Origin of the sequence: Rouxiella badensis, from assembly GCF_026967515.2 — a bacterium.
Classification (GTDB): domain Bacteria; phylum Pseudomonadota; class Gammaproteobacteria; order Enterobacterales; family Enterobacteriaceae; genus Rouxiella; species Rouxiella badensis.
This window is the reverse complement of the sequence record NZ_CP114062.1, coordinates 1,672,001-1,692,808: the sequence shown is the minus strand read 5'-3', so window position 1 is coordinate 1,692,808 and position 20,808 is coordinate 1,672,001. Positions and strand designations below refer to the sequence as shown.

The 20,808-nt window shown below is 51.3% G+C and carries 15 protein-coding genes; 11 read left to right on the top strand and 4 right to left on the bottom strand.

Annotated features, from left to right (window positions below; translation table 11 throughout):
- The first annotated feature begins 142 nt into the window (after positions 1–142).
- Genes O1V65_RS07920 through O1V65_RS07910 form a run of 3 tightly spaced genes read left to right on the top strand, consistent with a single transcriptional unit; the run spans position 143 to position 1,909 of the window.
- Entirely contained in the window at positions 143–1,225 is a 1,083-nt protein-coding gene (locus tag O1V65_RS07920; RefSeq protein ID WP_084912561.1) for a glycosyltransferase family 9 protein, read from the top strand.
- 2 nt (positions 1,226–1,227) lie between these two features.
- A complete protein-coding gene (locus O1V65_RS07915) occupies positions 1,228–1,422 on the top strand; it encodes a glycosyltransferase family 25 protein (protein ID WP_227953730.1) in 195 nt (64 codons plus the stop codon).
- The gene (locus O1V65_RS07910) at positions 1,412–1,909 is read left to right on the top strand and encodes a hypothetical protein (RefSeq protein ID WP_269130391.1); all 498 of its coding nucleotides are present in this window, start codon (positions 1,412–1,414) and stop codon (positions 1,907–1,909) included. The genes O1V65_RS07915 and O1V65_RS07910 overlap by 11 nt, the downstream gene beginning before the upstream one ends.
- A 54-nt stretch (positions 1,910–1,963) precedes the next feature.
- Here O1V65_RS07910 and O1V65_RS07905 read toward each other — a convergent pair whose 3' ends face one another.
- The 3 genes from O1V65_RS07905 to O1V65_RS07895 are packed head-to-tail and all read right to left on the bottom strand — an operon-like array spanning position 1,964 to position 4,904.
- Positions 1,964–3,310: an LLM class flavin-dependent oxidoreductase gene (locus O1V65_RS07905; protein WP_017490829.1), complete on the bottom strand. Its 1,347-nt coding sequence runs from the start codon at positions 3,308–3,310 to the stop codon at positions 1,964–1,966.
- 24 nt (positions 3,311–3,334) lie between these two features.
- Positions 3,335–3,895: a GNAT family N-acetyltransferase gene (locus O1V65_RS07900; protein WP_017490830.1), complete on the bottom strand. Its 561-nt coding sequence runs from the start codon at positions 3,893–3,895 to the stop codon at positions 3,335–3,337.
- Between the two features lie 10 nt (positions 3,896–3,905).
- Positions 3,906–4,904 (bottom strand): LLM class flavin-dependent oxidoreductase, encoded by a 999-nt coding sequence (locus O1V65_RS07895; protein ID WP_017490831.1) that lies wholly within the window; start codon positions 4,902–4,904, stop codon positions 3,906–3,908.
- A gap of 195 nt (positions 4,905–5,099) precedes the next feature.
- Between O1V65_RS07895 and O1V65_RS07890 the strand changes: the two genes are divergently transcribed.
- A complete protein-coding gene (locus tag O1V65_RS07890; RefSeq protein ID WP_017490832.1) occupies positions 5,100–5,543 on the top strand; it encodes a hypothetical protein in 444 nt (147 codons plus the stop codon).
- On the opposite strand, the gene O1V65_RS07885 is transcribed toward O1V65_RS07890, so the two are convergent.
- Positions 5,540–6,553, bottom strand: a complete 1,014-nt coding sequence (locus tag O1V65_RS07885; protein WP_017490833.1) for a LacI family DNA-binding transcriptional regulator — start codon at positions 6,551–6,553, stop codon at positions 5,540–5,542. The genes O1V65_RS07890 and O1V65_RS07885 overlap by 4 nt on opposite strands.
- 347 nt (positions 6,554–6,900) lie before the next feature.
- Here O1V65_RS07885 and O1V65_RS07880 point away from each other — a divergent pair, with 347 nt between their 5' ends.
- The 7 genes from O1V65_RS07880 (at position 6,901) to O1V65_RS07850 (ending at position 20,663) form a co-directional block, all read left to right on the top strand.
- The gene (locus O1V65_RS07880) at positions 6,901–7,221 is read left to right on the top strand and encodes a PTS sugar transporter subunit IIB (protein WP_017490834.1); all 321 of its coding nucleotides are present in this window, start codon (positions 6,901–6,903) and stop codon (positions 7,219–7,221) included.
- On the top strand, positions 7,221–8,528 hold the full coding sequence (locus O1V65_RS07875; RefSeq protein WP_017490835.1) for a PTS cellobiose transporter subunit IIC: 1,308 nt from the start codon (positions 7,221–7,223) through the stop codon (positions 8,526–8,528). The genes O1V65_RS07880 and O1V65_RS07875 overlap by 1 nt, the downstream gene beginning before the upstream one ends.
- Before the next feature lie 2 nt (positions 8,529–8,530).
- Entirely contained in the window at positions 8,531–8,851 is a 321-nt protein-coding gene (locus O1V65_RS07870) for a PTS lactose/cellobiose transporter subunit IIA (RefSeq protein ID WP_165429497.1), read from the top strand.
- Between the two features lie 14 nt (positions 8,852–8,865).
- A complete protein-coding gene (locus O1V65_RS07865; protein WP_017490837.1) occupies positions 8,866–10,305 on the top strand; it encodes a glycoside hydrolase family 1 protein in 1,440 nt (479 codons plus the stop codon).
- A 47-nt stretch (positions 10,306–10,352) separates the two neighbouring features.
- Positions 10,353–11,789 (top strand): 6-phospho-beta-glucosidase, encoded by a 1,437-nt coding sequence (locus tag O1V65_RS07860; RefSeq protein ID WP_017490838.1) that lies wholly within the window; start codon positions 10,353–10,355, stop codon positions 11,787–11,789.
- 130 nt (positions 11,790–11,919) lie between these two features.
- Positions 11,920–19,113: a hypothetical protein gene (locus tag O1V65_RS07855; protein WP_269130390.1), complete on the top strand. Its 7,194-nt coding sequence runs from the start codon at positions 11,920–11,922 to the stop codon at positions 19,111–19,113.
- Between the two features lie 89 nt (positions 19,114–19,202).
- Positions 19,203–20,663, top strand: a complete 1,461-nt coding sequence (locus O1V65_RS07850) for an AMP nucleosidase (RefSeq protein ID WP_017490840.1) — start codon at positions 19,203–19,205, stop codon at positions 20,661–20,663.
- The last annotated feature ends 145 nt before the right edge of the window (positions 20,664–20,808 follow it).

Here is a 20,808-nt window from a genome sequence, read left to right as displayed (position 1 = left end):
AATGTGGGTATTATATTCGGGTACTAAAAAACGACCCAAGTAATATTGGCCCCATAAACCCCTCTAAAAATTTAAATTTTATTAAATATTATCCTGCTGGTTTTTTTTTGGCAGGGTGCACTCCCGTGGGTTGGAAATTATCATGAATTTAAAGAAAATAAAGAAGATGAACATGGCCAGGCTGGCTTTTCAAAAGAGATGGAAGATTAGAGTGGCTTCGCAGTTTTTTGATTTCCTGATAATTAAACAAGATTTATTTAACCCTCAGGCCGTTAAAACCATTTTAATATTACGTGAAGACAACAAGATTGGCGATTCCATTGTTGCCAGTGGTTTGATCAAGGCGCTAGAGCGCGCGGGTTATGCTGTCGATGTTGTGACAGGCAAGGATAACGCTTTTATTTATCAGGCAGCGTCTTTTGCAGGAAAGGTTTTTTCACACTCCAGCAAGAAAAGCAGTGTATTGAAAACGGTGTGCAGGTTACGCCGCCAACAATACGATCTGTTGCTTGATTTTGGTGATGATATATCGGCTTCACATTATGCGTTTGTCAGTCTTATTAATGCAAAATACACTTTAGGGTTTAACAAGGAGGTATTTAAACGCTATAACGTCAATATTCCCTATGCGTTTTACGACAGACACGTAAGCGAAAGATATAAGACGGTGCTGCAAAAGCTTGGGCTCAGCGCAGAAAATTATCGCTACGAGATAACGATTCCGGACATCGTAGCCAACGCGGTGACGATGTTTATGGCCCCTCTTTTGCCAGGAAAACTGATTGTTATCAATCCATTTGCGGCCTGCAAAACGCGACTGATGTCCGACCATCAGCTTGGCTATGTTATCGAGAAAATTAAGCAGGTGACTCCTGATGCAGTGATTATTATTATCGGCCCTCCTGCATTAATGGAGTCACTGAAGCTCGACGCTCGGGCAATTAAGAGTCCGTTTACGAGCTTCTTGAGTGCGGCGGCAATAGTCAAGCAGGCGGACCTGATTATTACGCCAGACACCTCTTGGGTGCACCTTGCCTGTAGTTATCAGAAGCCACTTATTGCACTTTATGCCAACGCGATATTAGAAGGTGGCTTTATTAATAATAAAGTCTGGGCGCCTAATTATGCGCAGGCGACACAGATTATTACTCAAGAGAAAAACATATCATCCATAGACAACAAAAAAATAGGTGTGGAGATTGAACGCTACATGCTGGCACCTTGAGTATGAAATTAATGAAAGCGTTTGTTATTAGCCTTAAAAAAGACCTTGAGAAAAGAACGGCACTATTGACGCAGTGCCAAAAGATCGGGCTTGAAACCGTGATTTTTTATGCCGTTGATGGCGCTACGCTAAGCGAAGAATTTATTTCACGAAGCGTTGATAATTATTTTGCCATGGGCGCTAATTATGAAAGATGATGCGCTTATCGATACTAATATAATCGATGTTTTAAAACGGATTGAATCGGTAAGTGATAATAAGGCCAGGGTTTATCTGTTAACTCCTCCAGAATATTATTGTCCGACAAAAAAGGCCTCTCTCGGTAATTACGTCACATTTTATTGCGTCAGCGAGGCATGTTCTACGGCTGGATATGGTGTGACACAGCAGGCTGCGAAGGCGTTAATTCACATCAATACGCCCCTTCGTTGGGAGGCAGACTGCGGGGGAATGTTTAATCTGCTTTATGGTCTCGAGATCTTGAGCCTAATACCACCCGCCATCACTGACGGCGATACCGACAAGGAAGGCTCGGGACTAGAGCAGCAGCGAGCTGTCAGGGCCGTCGAAAGGGCGGCAATTCGCTGTCGACTTAAGAGACAGGAGAAAGGTTACCCGTTCAGAAGAGCACGTCGGGTATTGCGCAAGAAGTTTCAGAAGGAATTGAGCTACGAGGTTGAATAACGAGCGGGAATAACTCTGCCTCCAGGTCGTAACGCGAGGCAGAGCATCAAAAGGTTACGCGGTAACTTTTTCCTGAGTTTTTGCCTGATTCCTGGCGAACTGGTTCTCTGGCTCGCGCAATCCCAGATTCTCACGCAGCGTGTTGCCTTCGTATTCGGTGCGGTAAAGGCCACGCTGTTGCAAAATCGGAATCACCTGTTCGATGAAATCATCAAATGCCGTTGGCGTGCCGCCGCGGACGATGAATCCGTCGGTCGCACCGGAGGTAAACCAGTGCTCGAAGCCATCGGCAACGTCTTGGGCCGTGCCGAGGAACGAAGGGCGCGGTGTGGCGGCTTCGAGTGCGGCCTGACGCAGCGTTAGCCCACGCGCTTTTGCATTGCGCTTAATCTCGTCGGTGGTGCTACGGAAGCTGTTCTGCCCTAAGTCGCCGATTTCCGGGAACGGCGCATCCAGCTCATGCTGGCTGAAATCATAGTGTTCAAAGTAGCGTCCGAGATACTCGAGCGCCTTGTCAACGGTCACCAACTGCGCGGTCTGCTGATACTTGCCCTCGGCGTCCTCCACGCTGTCACCAATAATCACGCTAGTCCCCTGGAACACGCGGATATCATCGGCGTCGCGACCTTTCTCAACCAACTGACGTTTCACGTCCTGCAGGAATTCACGGGCAAGCTCCGGCGTTTCCTGACGGGTATAAATGGCATCGGCGGCCTCGGCGGCAAAGGCTTTACCCTGCTCGGATGCACCCGCCTGGAAGACGATAGGGCGACCTTGAGGAGAACGGCCAACGTTAAGCGGTCCCTGTACAGAGTAGTATTTACCGTGGTGATTTAGGGTATGCAGCTTGTCGCGGTCGAAGAATTGTCCGCTTTCTTTGTTACGCACAAAGGCGTCTTTTTCCCATGAGTCCCACAGGCCTTTGGTCACCTGTAAATATTCGCTGGCGATACGATAGCGCTCGTCGTGCTCAGGGTGTTTATCGCGGGAAAAGTTCTTCGCCGAACCTTCAAGCGGTGAGGTCACCACGTTCCACCCGGCACGGCCGCCGCTCAGATGATCGAGACTGGCGAACTGTCTCGCCACGGTAAAGGGTTCGCTATAAGAGGTCGAAAGCGTCCCGACCAGACCAATCTTCTTAGTCACTAGCGACAGCGCGGAGAGCAGGGTAATAGGCTCAAAGCGGTTGAGGAAGTGTGGGATTGACTGCTCTGTGATATACAGGCCATCGGCCACAAACAGAAAATCAAACTTGGCCTGCTCGGCTTTCTTCGCCAATGCCTGAACGAACTCAACGTTGATGCTGGCGTCGGCCACCGCGTCAGGATGACGCCATGCCGACATATTGCCCGAAGGTCCCTGAATAATCGCTCCTAAGCGTAACTGTCTTTTTTTGCTCATTATTTTTTCCTTTATGCTGACCGGTTATACCAAAACTCGCGTGTCGGCGATGGTGCGAACGTATTCTTTCTGCTCCTGCGCCTCATAGATTTCTTGATTAAGAATCTTGCGCAGATACACCAACTCAACGCCAAGCGGGTTGATGGCGGTATGAAACGCCTCATAGCCTCGGCGCTGATACAGCGTGGTGAGCCACGGATGGCGTATCGCCGTCGCCAGAAAAACCGCCGGCGCTTTCAGCTGGTCGCGCAGGAAGGTCTCTTCGGCGTAGCTGATAATCTTCGCGCCATAGCCTTTGCCTTTGGCGCGTTCGTTCACCGCAAACCAGTGCAGAAACGGCCAGGGTGCCTCAGGCTTCTTCGGCGGTGTCCAGGGCAGTCGTACCGTAGCCGTTGCGGTTATTCCCAGCTCCGTTTCCAACAGGAAAGTGCTTTCGTTGCGGATAACCTCGCGCACGTCCTCAACGCTGGCGCGAGTAATCGTAAAATGAATATTGTGCTCTTGCAGAGAGGCATAGGCCTTTTGCAGCATACTGTGCAGCGCTTCGGCGTCTGACTCATTGGCCTGGCGAATAATTTCACTCATTAGCGGCTCCCTATGCCAAAGCCACGCTGGCGCTGGCGAGTAATTCGAGCGAGCGCAGACGGGCCTGAGACTGAGAAACCGGTGAATCGATCACAAACTCCTCAATACCATACTGCGCCTGCAATGCCTCGAGCTGCTGATGGACCTCTTCACCGGTACCGGCCAGCACTGCCGATTTGCGTTCCTCAATCTTGTGCGACGCGGCCTTCGACTGGCGAATATAGGCCTCGGCCTGCTCCAGACTGCCGACGTTGACCCGTTGGCCGTCGCTGGCGATGACGCGATAAAGCTGGCCTTCGTCGACCCACTTCTTAGCCTGTGCGCTGGTGTCGGCCGCAATCACCGGCACGGCTAGCAGAGCGCGACGGCCGCTGCTGTCGTGGGTATAGGCAGAAAGTGCACGGGAAATATCACGCTCGTCGGCGTTGAGGTGCGCGGCAAACACGAAGTTCCAGCCCAGTCGTGCAGCAAGTCTCGCGCTCTCTTCGCTGGCACCCAGCAGGAAGCGCGAGGCGGTCTGTGGAGGTTGAGGTGTAACGGAAAGCGTGTCACCGCTCTGCTCTCTGACCGGCACGGAAAGCCAGTCGTCCAGCAGTTTTAGCTGTTCTGCGAAGTCACCTTTCAACTCGGGATTGACCGCGTACTGTAACGCATGCGTTGACAGCGGCAGGCCCCCCGGCGCTTTGCCGACGCCAAGGTCGACGCGGCCTGGCGCCAGTGACGCCAGCTGGTTAAAGTTTTCGGCGACCTTAAACGGGCTGTAGTGTTGCAGCATTACGCCGCCCGAACCGACCCGCAGTTTGCGGGTGTGAGCAAGGATCCACGCAATGACAATTTCCGGTGAGGAGATAGCAAGCTTGTCGGTATTGTGATGCTCGGCCAGCCAAAAACGGTGATAACCCCACTGTTCGGCCTTTTGTGCCAGTTCCAGCGTGCGCTTGAGTGCCCCGGCAGCATCCTCATGTTCGTCAAGAGGGCTTTTGTCCAACAAACTTAAACGGTATCCCATCTTTTTTTCCTTATATTAAGCTCAGAGGGTAATGCTTTTGATTATTGGATTCGGGGGGTTGCGAAGTAAAACAACAATAGTTGCTATGAAGTTGCGCTAATTGAAATAGCGAGTAAGGGGGCGGTTTGCGGATGAAATTAAATAGGATAAAGTTGCGGACCTGCACGTTAACAATAAGTCATCCGACGGAAAAATATGTCTGAATCCTTGAACGATGAGAGTCTGAACGCCTTCAACCAGCGGCTGTTTTCGCTGGCGCAGACGCTAAAAATTGACGCCTGGGTGCCCGAAAATCAGGTGATGGACCGCGTGGCGTTAAGCTTTCGCAAGTTGCTGAATTTTCTTGCTCAACACCCGAGTGAAACTCAGCAGACGCTGCTGGTATTTCCTGCGGTGCATAAAACGCGCGATGAGCTGGTGGCGATTGTGCAGGGCATTTTTGCCGAAGCGCAGCAAAACGGCGTGTTTAGAGAAGATATTTCCGTCGCGCTGCTGGCACAGTTTTTCACCGCCATGCTGCTGCAAATGGTGCAAATTCCCGCCGACCCTGCGGGACGACATCAGCAGAGCCTGGCCGCTGCGCGACTGTTTTGCAAAGGGGCATGGCTCGGTGAAGATTTTGCTTCGCCTGAAGATTAAAGATGCGGCCCAGGTCCGCTAGAGTCACGCACGATAAGCTCGCCGGGGAACGGCTGGAGGGCATCGAACGGTCGGCCGTCCATCATATCGACTAGCTGTTTGAGCGTGGTTTCAATCATTTCTGCGACCGGTACGCGAACGGTGCTGAGCGCCGGGATGAAATACGACGCCATCTTGATATCATCAAAGCCAATCAATGAGACATCGTGCGGCACCCGTTTTCCCACCGCGTGCAGCTGATTGGCCGCACCGATCGCCATATCATCATTACTCGCCACCAGTGCGCTAAAAGAGATGTTGCGCGCGAGCAACGTTTTTGCCGCTTCGCGCCCGCTCTCCAGCGACCAGCTTCCTGCAACAACCCAGGGTTCTCGATACGCAATGTCATGTTTCTCCAGCGCCTGACGATAGCCCCGCAGGCGGCTGTCTGCAGACGGCGAACCGGGTATACCGCTGATAAAGGCGATATCGCGATGCCCGCACTGAATAAGATGGCTGACGGCGTTAAAGCTGTACTGCTGGTGGTCGGCGTACACACAGTGCTGCGGGCTATGTTCAAGTCGGCGATTGACCACAATCATCGGTTTCGAAGAGCGTTCGATGATTTGAGTCAGTTCGCCTGAATTTAAGAAACGGGGATAAACAATGATGCCGTCACAGCGTAAATCGAGCAGAAATTCGATCGCCTGACGCTCCTCTTCGGCGCTGTGTTTGCCGTCGGCGAGGATCAGCTGACGACCATAACTTTCGGTCAGCGTCGCCGTCTGGAAGAGAAGTTCGGTGAAGTAGGGGCCATTATAGAGCGTATTACTGACCATCAGTCCGATGCTCTGCGATTTGCTGGTTGCCAGGTTTCTGGCGACCAGATTAGGGCGATAACCGATTTCTTCTACCGCCTTGAAAACGCGATCGCGGGTCGTTTTGCTTACATAGCTGTTGCCGGCCAAAACGCGTGAAACGGTAGCCTTGGACACTCCGGCCTTATTGGCAACATCAAGCATGGTCTTCATTTTCTTCCCCGTAACGGCATTTCGCAGTGGACTATCGTACCTTGTTATTTATTGAACTAACAAGTTATTCGAAGAGAGCGACTTTACGCAATGGCAATAAATAACCCGCATTTATAGGTGACGATAACTATTTATATCTTCTGTTATTATTAGCCGTGTTTTAACGTTTTCCTTACGTTTAATAATATTCCCACTGCGATATTAATCCATCTGGTTGGCATTAATATTTAACGATTGCTTCCCGCGTGCGATCGCCATCACAAATCAAGCTAAGTAATCTGAAACCGGTTGCAGAAACGGCGTTGCCTTGTATATTTTGATTTAAACACTACGCCGAGGGATAAAAAATGAATAAGATCTTACTGTGCTGTGCCGCCGGAATGTCCACCAGTATGCTTGTCCAGCGCATGGAAAAATATGCTGCGCAAAATAATATCGACGTTGAGATTAACGCCATTGGTTTTGATGAGTTTAGTGAACAGATTCAGAATTATGACTGCTGTCTATTGGGGCCGCAGATCAAGTACAAACTGGCTGAATTCAAGCAGGTTTGTGACTCGTTGAACAAGCCGATTACCGTCATCAACACCATGGACTACGGCATGATGAACGGCGAAAAAATCCTCAACGAAACGCTGAAAATGATCACCTCAGATGAGGCAAAATAATGAGCACACTCAGTGAGTCATTATTCAGCGTGATTGAGAACAGGATTAGCCCTATTGCGGCGAAACTGTCGAGTCAGCGCCACGTTGTCGCCATCAAAGACGGCTTTATCTCCTCCATGCCGTTCCTGATAGTCGGCTCATTTATGCTGCTGTTCGCCCATCCGCCGTTTAGCGCCAACAGCCAGTGGGCCTTTGCCCAGTGGTGGCTTGGCATGGTCGCCCAGCACACCGACCAAATCATGATGCCCTACAATATGACCATGGGCATCATGGCAGTCTATATTGCCGCCGCTATCTCCTACAATCTGGCAATAAGCTACAAGATGAACGGCTTTATGGCGGCTATGCTGTCGTTAATGGCGTTTCTGGTGGTTGCCTCGCCGCAAAATAATGGGTCGCTGCCGGTCGGGTCACTCGGTGGGGAAGGGATATTTACCGCCATTCTTGTCAGCCTTTATTCCACCGAATTAATGCACTTCCTGCAAAAGCATAATATTGGCTTTACATTACCCGAGCAGGTGCCGCCAAAAATAAGGCAGTCATTTGACTTGTTAATTCCTATTCTTGCAATATTTATTACCCTGTTCCCACTAAGCCTTTTTATTCAGCATCAGTTTGGCCTGTTATTACCGCAGGCGATAATGTCAATTTTTGCGCCGATTATTTCCGCTTCAGATTCATTACCCGCGATTTTAATTGCCGTGCTGTTGTGTCATCTGCTGTGGTTTGCTGGTATTCACGGCGCCGTTATCGTCGGGGGAATATTGCAGGCCTTTTGGCTCACCAACCTGGGCATTAACCAGCAGGAGCTCAATGCCGGTCAACCGCTGACCCAAATCTTCATCGAACCCTTCTGGCAGTTCTTTATCGTGGTAGGTGGCTCGGGTTCAACCATGGGGCTGGTATTCCTCTACCTGCGCAGCAAGTCAGCGCATCTCCGCTCGATTGGCAAGCTGGGGCTGGTGCCAAGCATGTTCAATATCAACGAACCGGTAATTTTTGGTTCACCGGTAGTGATGAATCCGCTGCTGTTTATTCCGTTCATTACCGCGCCGCTGGTTAATGCGGTCATTGCCTACACGGCGACGCGCACCAGTCTGGTGAACCACGTGGTGTCGCTCGCCCCCTGGACCACGCCAGGGCCAATAGGCGCCGCCTGGTCTACGGGTTGGGATTATCGGGCGATTATTCTGGTCGGCGTGCTTATTTGTGTCTCGACGCTTATCTACTACCCGTTCTTCAAAATGTATGAAAAACAGCTGCTTGAGCAGGAAGAGCCCAGTCTGCAACCGGTGGAGAATAACTGATTATGGAACTTGAAAACGTCGTTATGGAACTGATTATTCATGCCGGAGAAGCACGTTCCTGTTCGATGGAGGCGCTGAGTGCGGCGAGAAAAGGCGACTGGCCGCTGGCTGATCAGCATCTCACCGAAGCCAAGGCTGCGGCACGCGAGGCGCATCTGATTCAGACCCAGCTTATCGGTGCCGATGAGGGCGCGGGCAAGATCCCGGTCAGCCTGATACTGGTTCACGCACAGGACCATCTGATGAACGCCATGCTCTGTCGCGACCTGGTCGAAGAGCTGATTTATTTGCATCGCGAAGTTTCTGCATTGAAGAATCATTAATCAAGGAGAGCGTCATGAAACATCAACGTATCAAGCCTTTCCCACAGGGTTTTCTCTGGGGGGCATCGACCTCGGCCTATCAGGTCGAGGGTGCCTGGAACGAAGACGGCAAAGGCCCGTCGGTGATAGATAAGGCGATTTTTGATGCCGAACTCAGCGATTTCAAGGTCACCAGCGACCACTATCATCACCTCGAACAGGACGTGGCGCTGTTCGCCGAACTGGGTCTGAAGACCTACCGTTTTTCCATTTCATGGGCACGACTCTTTCCTCAGGGCAACGGTGAGATTAACCCTAAAGGGGCGGCGTTTTACCAGCGCCTGATTGACCTGCTTTGCCAGCACAAGATAGAGCCGCTGGTCACGCTGTACCATTTTGATTTGCCGTGGGCCTTGCAGGAGAAGGGCGGTTGGTCTAATCGTGAAACGATAGATGCCTTCGAGCGTTATTCCCGCACGGCTTTTGAGCTCTATGGGGATAGGGTCAATTACTGGCTGACTATCAACGAACAAAACATGATGATCCTCAAAGGCGAGGTAATAGGCACGTTGCCGCCGGGGACGCCTGACCCGCAGAAGGTGTTGTATCAGCAGAACCACCATATGATGCTGGCGCAGGCTAAAGCGATGATAGCCTGCCACGAGATGCTGCCGCACGCCAAGATTGGTCCAGCGCCCAATATTTCCTGCGTTTACCCTGCCAGCGCACGACCCGAAGACGTGTTGGCCGCCAACAACTTCAGCGCAATTCGCAACTGGCTGTACCTTGATCTGGGGTGCTATGGCGTTTATAACGCGGTGGCCTGGAGCTTTATGGAAGAAAAAGGCTATTTGCCGCAGATAACCGACGAAGAAATGGCGTTACTGCGCCGAGGTAAGCCGGACTTTATCGCCTTTAACTATTACGCCTCGGCCACGGTGGGGGCTGACGAGTCCACCAATGTTCGCGAGCACGGCGAGCCGTCCAAAGCCGTCGACCAGCAGTTGGCCGGTATCGACACCAGCGTTTACGCCGGTATGAACAACCCTTATCTGAAGAGAAACCAGTTTAACTGGTATATCGACCCTGTCGGTTTTCGCATTACGGCTCGTGAAATCTATGAACGCTATCGTCTGCCGATGATCGTTACTGAAAATGGCCTCGGCGCGTTCGACAAGCTTGAGGCGGGCAATAAGGTCTACGACGACTATCGCATTCACTACCTGCGCCAGCATCTTGAACAGCTGCAACTGGCGGTCAGCGACGGTGTCGAGATGTTCGGCTATTGTCCGTGGTCAGCGATTGACCTGGTCAGCACCCATCAGGGGATTGGCAAACGCTACGGCTTTATTTACGTCAATCGTGATGAAAAAGACCTTAAAGATCTCGCGCGCTTCAAGAAGAAAAGTTTTGTCTGGTATCAGCACGTTATCCAGTCTAATGGCGCTAATCTTGACCCACAGGTCGAGTATTAATCCCCGCCAAAACTCTTACAATTTTGAGCAAATACTGAGGAAAAAATATGTCTACCAGACAATTGCCGGATGATTTTCTGTGGGGCGGCGCCGTGGCCGCTCATCAGGTTGAAGGCGGATGGGATAAGGGCGGCAAGGGGCCGAGCATCGTTGATGTACTAACCGCCGGTGCGCACGGCGTTCAGCGTGAAATAACCGACGGTGTCAAAACAGGGTTCAGCTATCCGAATCATCAGGCGGTGGAGTTTTATTCACACTATAAAGACGATATCGCGCTCTTTGCCGAGATGGGATTTAAATGTTTTCGTACCTCTATCGCCTGGTCGCGCATTTTCCCCAACGGCGATGAGCAGCAGCCTAACGAGGCGGGGCTTAAGTTCTACGACGACCTGTTTGACGAGTTACTCAAGCATAATATTGAGCCGGTGATAACCCTATCGCACTTTGAGATGCCATATCATCTGGTTAAAGAATACGGCGGTTGGTTGAATCGTAAGGTGGTCGATTTCTTCGTCCATTTCAGCAACGTGGTGATGGAGCGCTACAAGGGCAAGGTCAAATATTGGATGACCTTCAATGAAATCAACAACCAGCGCAACTGGAAGCTCCCCTTGTTCGGGTATTCCTGCTCCGGGGTGATTTTCATCGAACAGCCTAATCCAGAACAAGCGATGTATCAGGTATTGCATCACCAGTTTGTGGCGAGTGCCAGAGTGGTAAAAGACGGTCATGCGATTAACCCTGACTTTAAAATCGGCTGCATGCTGGCAATGGTGCCGATTTATCCGTGGTCGTGCGACCCTGATGACGTGATGTTTGCGCAGGAACAGATGCGCCAGCGCTATCTTTTTGGCGACGTGCAGATGCGTGGCTACTATCCTTCCTACATTCTCAAAGAGTGGGAAAGCAAAGGCTACTCCATTGAAATGCATCCAGAAGACGCCAAGACGCTGCGCGAAGGCTGCACCGATTATCTCGGTTTCAGCTATTACATGAGCACGGCGGTACAGTACGCGGCCAGATTTGAAGAGGTTGGCATGGTCTCCGTAGAAGGGGGAAAACGCAATCCCCACGTCGCGGCTTCCGAATGGGGTTGGCAAATTGATCCGGTGGGTCTGCGCTACACCCTCAACGCGCTGTATGAGCGTTATCAAAAGCCGTTATTCATCGTCGAAAATGGTTTTGGCGCAGTGGATACGCCAGAGGCCGACGGCACTATCAACGACGACTACCGCATTGATTATCTGCGGGCTCATATCGAAGAGATGAAAAAAGCGGTGATTGACGACGGCGTTGACCTGATGGGCTACACGCCCTGGGGTTGCATTGACTGTGTGTCCTACACGACCGGCCAGTACAGCAAGCGTTACGGGTTTATCTATGTTGATAAGCATGATGATAATTCCGGCACCCTTAAACGTTCCAAGAAAAAGAGCTTCGACTGGTATAAAGGCGTGATCGCCAGCGGCGGCAGAGATTTATAGTCTTGCTGACAAACCTTTACCTCCGCCAGATGTAAAAATCCATAAGAACTGTACGACTTTCATAAATTACGATTCACCTGATGAAATATAGTTTTGAATAATTATTCTTAACTATTCATCAGGTAATCGTATGGCGCCCCTCGTTAATCTATCTTCAACCCATCTCCCTCCTTCGTCTCTCGATCCTGAGAGCCAGGCCAAATGCTCCAGCCCGATGAAAGCGAAAGAGGCGGGAATTTTTATTTCAAAGGAAGAGCGAGCCAACCTTGACAGCCTGGTGGAGAAAATCAGCAATGACGGAAACTGGCAGGGTGATAAAAGCGTGTGCGAACTGCTTGTTCTGGTTGTTAACGATGAGGATTTCCTACGAGCCTTAAAGGACACCGTTTTTAAACTCAAAAAAGATGTCAACGTGACCGCTGATGAGACGGCGGATAAGCACAGCCTGCTCAGTGCCCTGCTGGAAGAACCTGCTAACCCGACGCCGGTTGAAACGGCAGATTTTCTAAGGCTTATCAAAGGCGAACTCGCCACTCACCCCGATAAATGGGCGAACACACTGTCGACGTTTACTCAGGCGACTGCGAAGTTCAGTGAAACAATGACCGACGAACTCCCTGCCTTCAAAATGTTTCATAAAAAAGGCCATAGCCCGGAGAAACCGACGTTGGTCCTGGATGTTTTGAACCGCCTTCCGGCGGACCTCGACGCGCTGCAAAAGACAATGCCGCCTCAGTATCAATACACCCTAAAGAAATTGCAGGAGGTGACGCAGAATTTACTTCGGGAGGTGCAGGATTCTCCGCAGGTGCTAACCAGGCAATCCGACGTTATTGAAGCGCATAGGACCAGCCAGTCGGTCAACCAGCTAAACGCGATCGTGACCGCCCTGGTCAAAACCGTTGACGCCATTGAACTGGCTGCCAGGCTCCAGGACCCTGAAAACGCGGCGAAGATCGACAAGGCACAGGTGGCCACGTTGGTTGAAGGGGCAGTAGATTTAATGCTGGGTGAGGGTAAGGCGACCGCGTCAGACGCGGCGCTGGACCAACTCAGGCGCGAGGTGGAAAAGACGTTGCTGGAGAAGGCCTCACCGGAACTGAAAGCGCTGGTGAATACGGTGAAACGTCAGTCGCTCGATAACCACACGCGGTCAATGATGGCGGTGCTGAAGGAAACTGCCAAAGGGATAAAGACAGCGGCCAAGGCTGCAGATGCGTATACCAAAACCATGCCGGGTAACTTATTTAACACCGAACCCAAGGAGATCCGTCAGCAATTTGGAAAGCTGGCACCGCATATCTTCATTGCTGGCCACATCGGTAATGCGGCTGACGAGCTGAAGGCGATTGCCGCCGAATTAACCAGGGTCGCCACGCCTGAGAGTTTCCTGCATAAGGCTAATACCGTGGTGCAGACGGGTTTAGAAAAATTTAGCCTGAAACAGATAGAGAAGTTCCCAAATTATGTTCAAAAAAAGCTACAGAATGTTAAAGCTGCTGCTCAACACCAGATAGATAACCTTCAGGCTTCTGCGCTACGCGGAGTTAGGGTACTGGACTCTATGGTTGACGATAAACGGGTTGTCGAGCAGCCCATAGGTCGCGTTGTCATCCCAAAACGCGTGGCCACAGGGCCGAGCAACGCGGAGTTACAGGGGATCGGACTCATCAAGATGCTGCGTGGAGATATAGCGAAACCCGTAGTCTGCCAATTTAAGGCGCCCCCGGTCACGCTTTTGGCCGATGCACAGAAGTTTCTCGACGCCGTCGACGGGTTGCAGTCGGCTGCGGAAACCTATGCGTCGGCCAGCAAAAAATCACCTCACATTGAGGAACCCAAGGCAGGGCCGGTTGGTGATATAGAGAAGGCACTTGAGGCGGTAGCAAAAACGCTGCTTGAAGAGATTAATCCCTCACATATCAAGCGGGTTAATCGCGCGCAGGAAAAATCCCAGGCGCTGGACGCCTATAGGCAGGCTGCGGAGTCGGCCCACCGCGTTGCCACTCAAATAGAAACGACGCTGGTGAGCACCCTTCGAAAGGGGCTAGAAAGTCTCGATCTGCCGCGCAGTCAAGGTGAGGATAAACAGATCCGTCAACTGTCACAGGTCTTGCTTTTGGCATCATTAGAACTGGTTGATGCTGCGACCCTGTTAAAGGGGGCGACGAAGACGTCTGAAAATGGCGATATCAAGACTCAGTTAAAGACCTTGTCTGAGGTAAAAGAAACAATTGAAGCCATTAATGCGAAGATTAAAAAGGCGGCTAAAAACCACCTTGGTGAGAACATACACCGTCATTCTCGCGATGGCCGCCTGGCGAAAGGGGTCGGCATGTGGAGCAAGGATCAGCTGGAAGCCTTCGCCAGTGAGCACCCCAATGCCGACCCTGCGGTCATCAAAATGGCGATGACGAAAATTTTCAAAGACGTTGCTGAAAAGAATTTTGCGAAAGTCAGCGACCCCGAAGGCAGGTTCCTGCAAGAAAGAGTGGCACTAGCGATAAACGATGCGTTTAATGGGAACATGTCACTGCCGCCCGATCAACAACAACTGCTGGCGAAAAGCGACACCTTTGATCGGTACCTGGTCAAGTGGGGTGGCAAAAAAATCAGTTCACGTGGGGTTTACGCGGTGGTCACTGCGGCGGTGGGACTGGGTGACGTGACGCTGAATCGGATGATTTCCTTTCATCCTAACAGGCAGTTGCTGATGCCGCGAATGGGCTATATTAAGGCGCTGTTAGCGCCTGTCACGATTGGCTTAGGGGTGAGAGCCCTGAAAAATTGTCTTTTGCCGGGGCAGGGCTCGGCTGATGCCGCGATTAAAACCTATCTGGAACGTGAAATTCCTAATGCCGTTGCCCGCCTTGTCACCGGCCTGCTCCCGGCCGGAGCTAGCCTGGCGCTTGCCGCGCCGTTGGCCGGTTTCGGGCTGTATCAGAAGGACCGAATGCAGTTCCTTGCCAGTGCGGTAAAGCGGTTCGGCACGGACAGCTCCTTCGCCTCAGTCTCTGCGGTAGCAATCGCCACGCAGAACAGGCTGTCGGCAGGTAAGGTACCGGCGCCGAAAGCCCCGCTGGCGGCGACCCGCAGTGAACGCATTGCCTCTGAGCGTGAAGCGCTTCAGGAGAATGTGCTTACGCGCGGCAAACGCTCGACGGGCACTGCCGGGGGAATGCAACAGGATGACTTAAACGTCAAAGCTAGCCTGGATGAGGCGCTGCTGGACAAAAATCCTCTTTATCAGCAAAACCGCCTCGACAGCCCGCTGCTGTGGGCGAAAAACCACCTCGAGGACAAGCTGCGTAACGCGGGGTATCAACGAACTATCGATTGGGATACTAAAGTTAAGGTCTATAGCATCCCGTTTTCAGCCGCCTCCGACAGATTGGCAGACGAAAGGCATCAGCAACGGCCTAAACTTCTGGAAACCATTAGTCTGCTGGATTATGCCTTTAAGACCTATGCGCGTAAGGACTATGCCAGTTTAGGGAATGAGTTGAAATTTGAAGCTGAAAAAGATGGGATGCAAAGAGCTGTGCATATTCTCAAAAATGAAGATGTGCAAAAGGCTTATATTGATGAGTTAAAAAGGTTTTATCAACGTCCGGAAATAAAAGATCTTTCAGAAAAATATATAGTTTCAAGAATGAGAAGCATCGTCAATACTCATTTCGACAACTCGGTAGGCCGTAGCGCTTTAAGCAAAAATGAGGTACTGGAGCAAATTAGCCGCGGTGAGGTTGAGTTGCTCGAGCTTGACGGCAAATACGTCACCGACATGGCCTGTATCAAGAAACCTGGCGGTGAGGTTTTATATCTCTCTCTGACCAGTGGGCAAGGTTTTGAGGCGCAATGGAGCACGGCGGGGCTAAAGTTTAAAGATAAGGCAACAGGAGATGAGTTCTTCAAGCAGGTGAAAAAAGGATTAAAACGGGATGATTTCATGAGAGCAAAGGATGTGGTGGTTGATGCTAGCGGCCTGTTACCGTCCCCAAAAAAAATTATCCCAAAATCAAAAATGCGGATTATGATCGGGGGACCGGCACCTATACCCGTTAACATTAATCCCCCTCCCAGACTTACCACATTGACTTCAAGTAAGGGGTATGCCAGCGCGCTACTTAACTTAAAAATTCACCACGCCCAGCAAGATGCCGACTACCTGATGAAGTCCGATAATGAAATTCTGGGTGACGATATTGTTAACGCTATCGGTACTCTGGGGACTGCTGCGGCCCTGTTTGCCATGCCGTTTACCGGCGGTGCAAGCGGCGTTGCTGTCACGCTATCAGGTAAAGCGCTGGCATTTCTTGGGACGGCATCGGCAAGCTGGTCATTGACACTTGCCACCGGCGTGGTGCCGAAACTGCTTCAGGCCGCCATGGCTGACAGGCAGGAAGAAGCCCGCAATGCGATGATTGATGCTGCTGTGGGGATAATATCAGAGGCGGGTGGGCAAGCTGCCGGTGAATTGCTGAGCCGTTCGTTATCCCTCCTCGCTGGAAAGATGAATATTACCGTTGACCAATTGCCCGCTGAGCTTAAAACCAGAATGGAAAATTTCATCGACTCGAAAATCAAAAAGGCAGACAGTCATTTTTCGGATTCTGGATCAACTCTTTCAACCAGCTCTGTTTCCTCGGGGACAAGGAGCCTAAACGGCACCACGGATTCGGGTATTGCCAGCGGTTCCAGGAGCTCTGGCACTGGCAACAGTTCAGAGAGAGTGAGTCATGCCAGCAGTTCGGGCGATTCAGGCTATAACGATTTCAAGTTTATCGATGATGTCGACGATCTTCCCACCACGCCGTTGGATATTTCCGACCTTAAAACCACCTTGAATACTGAGTTTGACGCTAAAACGGAGGTCTTCAAAGCCCGATTCGGCAAGCGAGAGAATGCTCTCGAGAATGAATCCAATTACCGGACCCTCGCCTTTGAAGCCCGAAAGCTGGGGTATAACGTTGACGTCGGCTATGTGCACGCGGTCCGTGAAAATGCCTCAACCCAGCCTGCGTTGATCGTTAAAGTGTCAAAACCCGGAACAGAAGACCAATACATTTACTTCAAAAGCAGGACAATCAGCACGACTGATACACCAGGCACCACCTTCGGTGAAAAAGAGGCTGCCAAGGCGTTCGACGCCAATAATTTCAATAAAAATTATATCGCGGACATGGAATTTACCGATAACGCGGTACAAATCGACTGGCATAAAAATTTCAGCATGCTGGATCAGACCTTCTCGAGCACCCCTCCTTATGCTGCCAGGCACGCCTCGTCATTTACAGAAATCAGCCATCGCCCCGACTGGTATAGAGCGCAGCAGCTTGATGAGTCCTTAACCCATTTTGGTCGTCGTAGTTCAATGCCTAACGATGCTGTTTCCCATCGGTCAGGCTCTCGACGCGGAGGTGAAAGGAAAATCGACGCTTCAGCGCTGCAATACTGGGACAATAAGGCACGGATGCGAAGCGGAGTGGAAGGGGTGATCATTAGCTGGGCTGCTAATCGCAGCGTAAACAAGGGAGCGGCGGCATGGAAAAGTGCACTCGGCAGTACGGCGGAACAACCTTATTCACTTGCCGAAATATCGGCTAATGTTGATAGGCTGGGCAGCGGTATACGTTATAAAAATACCCCGTCGGGCACCCTGGTGGTAGGTGTCTCACTGAATTCGATGGTGCAGGAGGGGGAAAGCACCAATGTCAATATCATGGGCTACAGAGTGCGAACTATTGGCAACCGTACCCCGAAAGACAAGCTCCATGCTTATGGCCATACTCAGGTCAATGAAGCCGCAGAGTCTGCAACCTTTACGGCTAAACATCTTAACTATACGCGGGCGCGGGAGAAGGTGGCTAATGGCACCTGGAGTGAAGCAGACCGCGCGATGAATGCCCGATATAGCGCAATAAAGGCTAAATTAGGCGACACGGTGGATATATCGACACTGAATATTCCCGTTGTGCTAGTGCTTGATAAGTTGAAAATTCCCGGTTACGTTGAAGGGCAGCCCATACCGGGCGTGATACCCCGTGACGCTATCGTCGGTGCGATCAGCGACGGTGGAGACGTTGATGCTGTGGCCAACGTGATGGAGAAATTGCTGAATAAACGCATTCCGGTCAGCCATGCAGGCATTGAAGAAACGCCGGAGTCGATAGCTAAAAGAGAGATAACCACCGATTTAAAACAAACGAGAGATATCAGCACAATGCCTCAGGCTGAAAAATGGATTGCAGACAAAATAAAATTAAAGGGTGAAGGTGTCACAATAAAATATCCACCAAATATTATTCGAGCTCTGCAAAATCATTTAGAGCCAAAGCTGCTTCCCATGATTAACGAGGCAAGGAACGATATTAAGACTGCGCTGCCAGCGAGGCTCCAATTCTTTCTAGAACAATTTCAGCCCATAAAGGATTTTCTCAATACGTGTACTCAAGGTGCTGACTCACTGGCATCAGGCAACGTCGAAGCGCCCACTGCGCGGTTGTCTAAAAGCGATTTAATACATTTATACACTCTATTGATGGCTGAAGGTATATCTACAAAAGAGGATGCATATTATTTTCTCGAAAGTATGGAAAAAAATATGATGCAGGTCGGGGATCGGCTGGGCTCGAGAAGGTTGCCTCAAAATTTAATCGATTTCTTAAGCACAAAAATACCGGACTTTACTCTTTTTCTCACCCCCCTTGGTGAAACCGTTGGCAGTAAACCAGGAGAATATTCTGTCAAACTTGCAGATATCCAGCGTCTTAAAAGCATGCTTGAACCCGCTGTTAGTCACGTTGCCGAGGCACAGAGCTGGCTTGAAACCCATGCAGCTTCAATGGGAGAGTATGACCAAATACAGCTGCCGCGCAATGTTATCAGGGTTGTGCAAGGAAGTGATGTCGACATTAACAGCATTCTGGCATTGCGTGGGGTAAGGTCGCCAACCGCGGGCAAATTAGTTGATAAGGAACTGCTGGAGATGCTTATTGATATACTCGAGAACAATAACAAATCCGAGGTGCTGAAGAATAACGATGACGCCCACAGACTGCTGTTGCAAATAAAAAATAATATAGCGAACGGTAAAGCTGGCGTAGGGACTTTACCAGTAAAACTAATCCGATATATGGAAAGTCAGAACGTTAAGGTTAGTGAGTTTTTGGTTAAACATGGCGATCTTAGTTTGGCTATTGGCCTGTCTGAAAAACGCGGTGTTGCTCCAGCGCTGGCCGCAAGCCATATGCAGGCTGAGCACATTATGGTCAATGAATTGCAGGTTCAGCAATTAATTGACCTGCTTGCTCAAAGTACCTAAACAATCGTGGCTATTTAACATCTTAGATTGAGGTCATGCAATATATGATGTTAAATGAGAAAAAATGGCAATCGCGCTCAGGAGTTATTATGGATAATCAACCCTCTACAATTTATCTCAACGCCTCGGAGGCTATCGCTCGCCTTGAGTCGCTGTTTGAGGCCTCCCTGTCGGCGCTGCGCGCCGCCATCAGCCAATATATCGATAACGGGACTTTGCCAGACGCGGCGGCTCGCGCAAACGGACTCTTTGCCTACCCGCAGATCGAGGTCAGCTGGGACGGCAGTTCACAAACTCAGTTCCGCACGCGCGCCTACGGACGTTTCGCGCATCCGGGCCGTTACGTGACCACCATTGCCCGCCCCGAGCTGTTTAGGGGGTATTTGCTCAGCCAGCTTTCGATTCTCGAAAAAGACTACGGCGCATCCTTTATTGTCAGTGCGTCAGAGCAGGAGATGCCTTACCCGTTCGTGATTGACGGTTCTGACCTGGTGCTGGACCGCTCGATGACGGCCGGTCTGGCGCTGAATTTCCCGACCACCGATCTGGCTAAAATTGGTGACGACATCACCGACGGTGTCCCGAGCGGAACCGACAGCTTCCCACTCTCACACTTTGATGCGCTCCGCACCGACTTCTCGCTGGCGCGCCTGAAACACTACACGGGCACGCCGCCCGAGCATTTCCAGCCTTACGTGTTGTTCACTAACTACACTCGCTATGTGGACGAGTTCGTCAGCTGGTCATGCGAGCAGATTCTGGACCCAACCTCGCCTTACAAAGCGCTGTCCTGTGCCGGAGGCAACTACATCACCGAGGAAGACAGCGATCCGTCGCGCACCGCCTCCGATTTGGCGTGGAAGAAACACCAGATGCCGGCCTATCACCTGATTGCTGAAAACGGGCAGGGGATCACGCTGGTGAACATCGGAGTGGGGCCTTCCAACGCTAAAACCATCTGTGACCATCTTGCGGTACTGCGCCCACACGCCTGGTTGATGATTGGCCACTGTGGCGGACTGCGTGAAAGCCAGAGCATTGGCGACTACGTGCTTGCCCATGCTTATCTGCGCGACGACCACGTGCTCGATGCGGTGTTGCCACCGGATATCCCGATCCCAAGCATTGCCGAGGTGCAGCGCGCGCTGTATGACGCCACCAAGCTGGTCAGCAACATGCCGGGTGAAGAGGTCAAACAGCGCTTGCGTACCGGCACCGTCGTCACCACCGATGACCGCAACTGGGAGCTGCGTTTCTCGGCGTCGGCGCGTCGTTTTAGCCTAAGTCGTGCGGTGGCCGTGGATATGGAGAGCGCCACCATTGCCGCCCAGGGTTATCGCTTCCGCGTTCCTTACGGCACGCTGTTGTGCGTTTCTGATAAACCGCTGCACGGCGAGATTAAGCTGCCGGGGCAGGCGAACCACTTCTATGAGGGAGCTATCTCCGAACACCTGCAAATCGGGATTCGAGCGATAGACCTGCTGCGCGCCGAAGGGGACAAACTGCATTCCCGTAAACTGCGCACCTTCGACGAGCCGCCGTTCCGCTAACCCAGCGCAGCGGACGCTTAGAATAAAAAGTTTGAGTCTACAAGAATGTTGACTCTACGACGGGCGGCGGAGAAAGGATCTCTGCCGCCTGATACCGTCGTAAGTCATTCCCTGACCTCATTTCCCTTTCTCAAAAATCGCATTT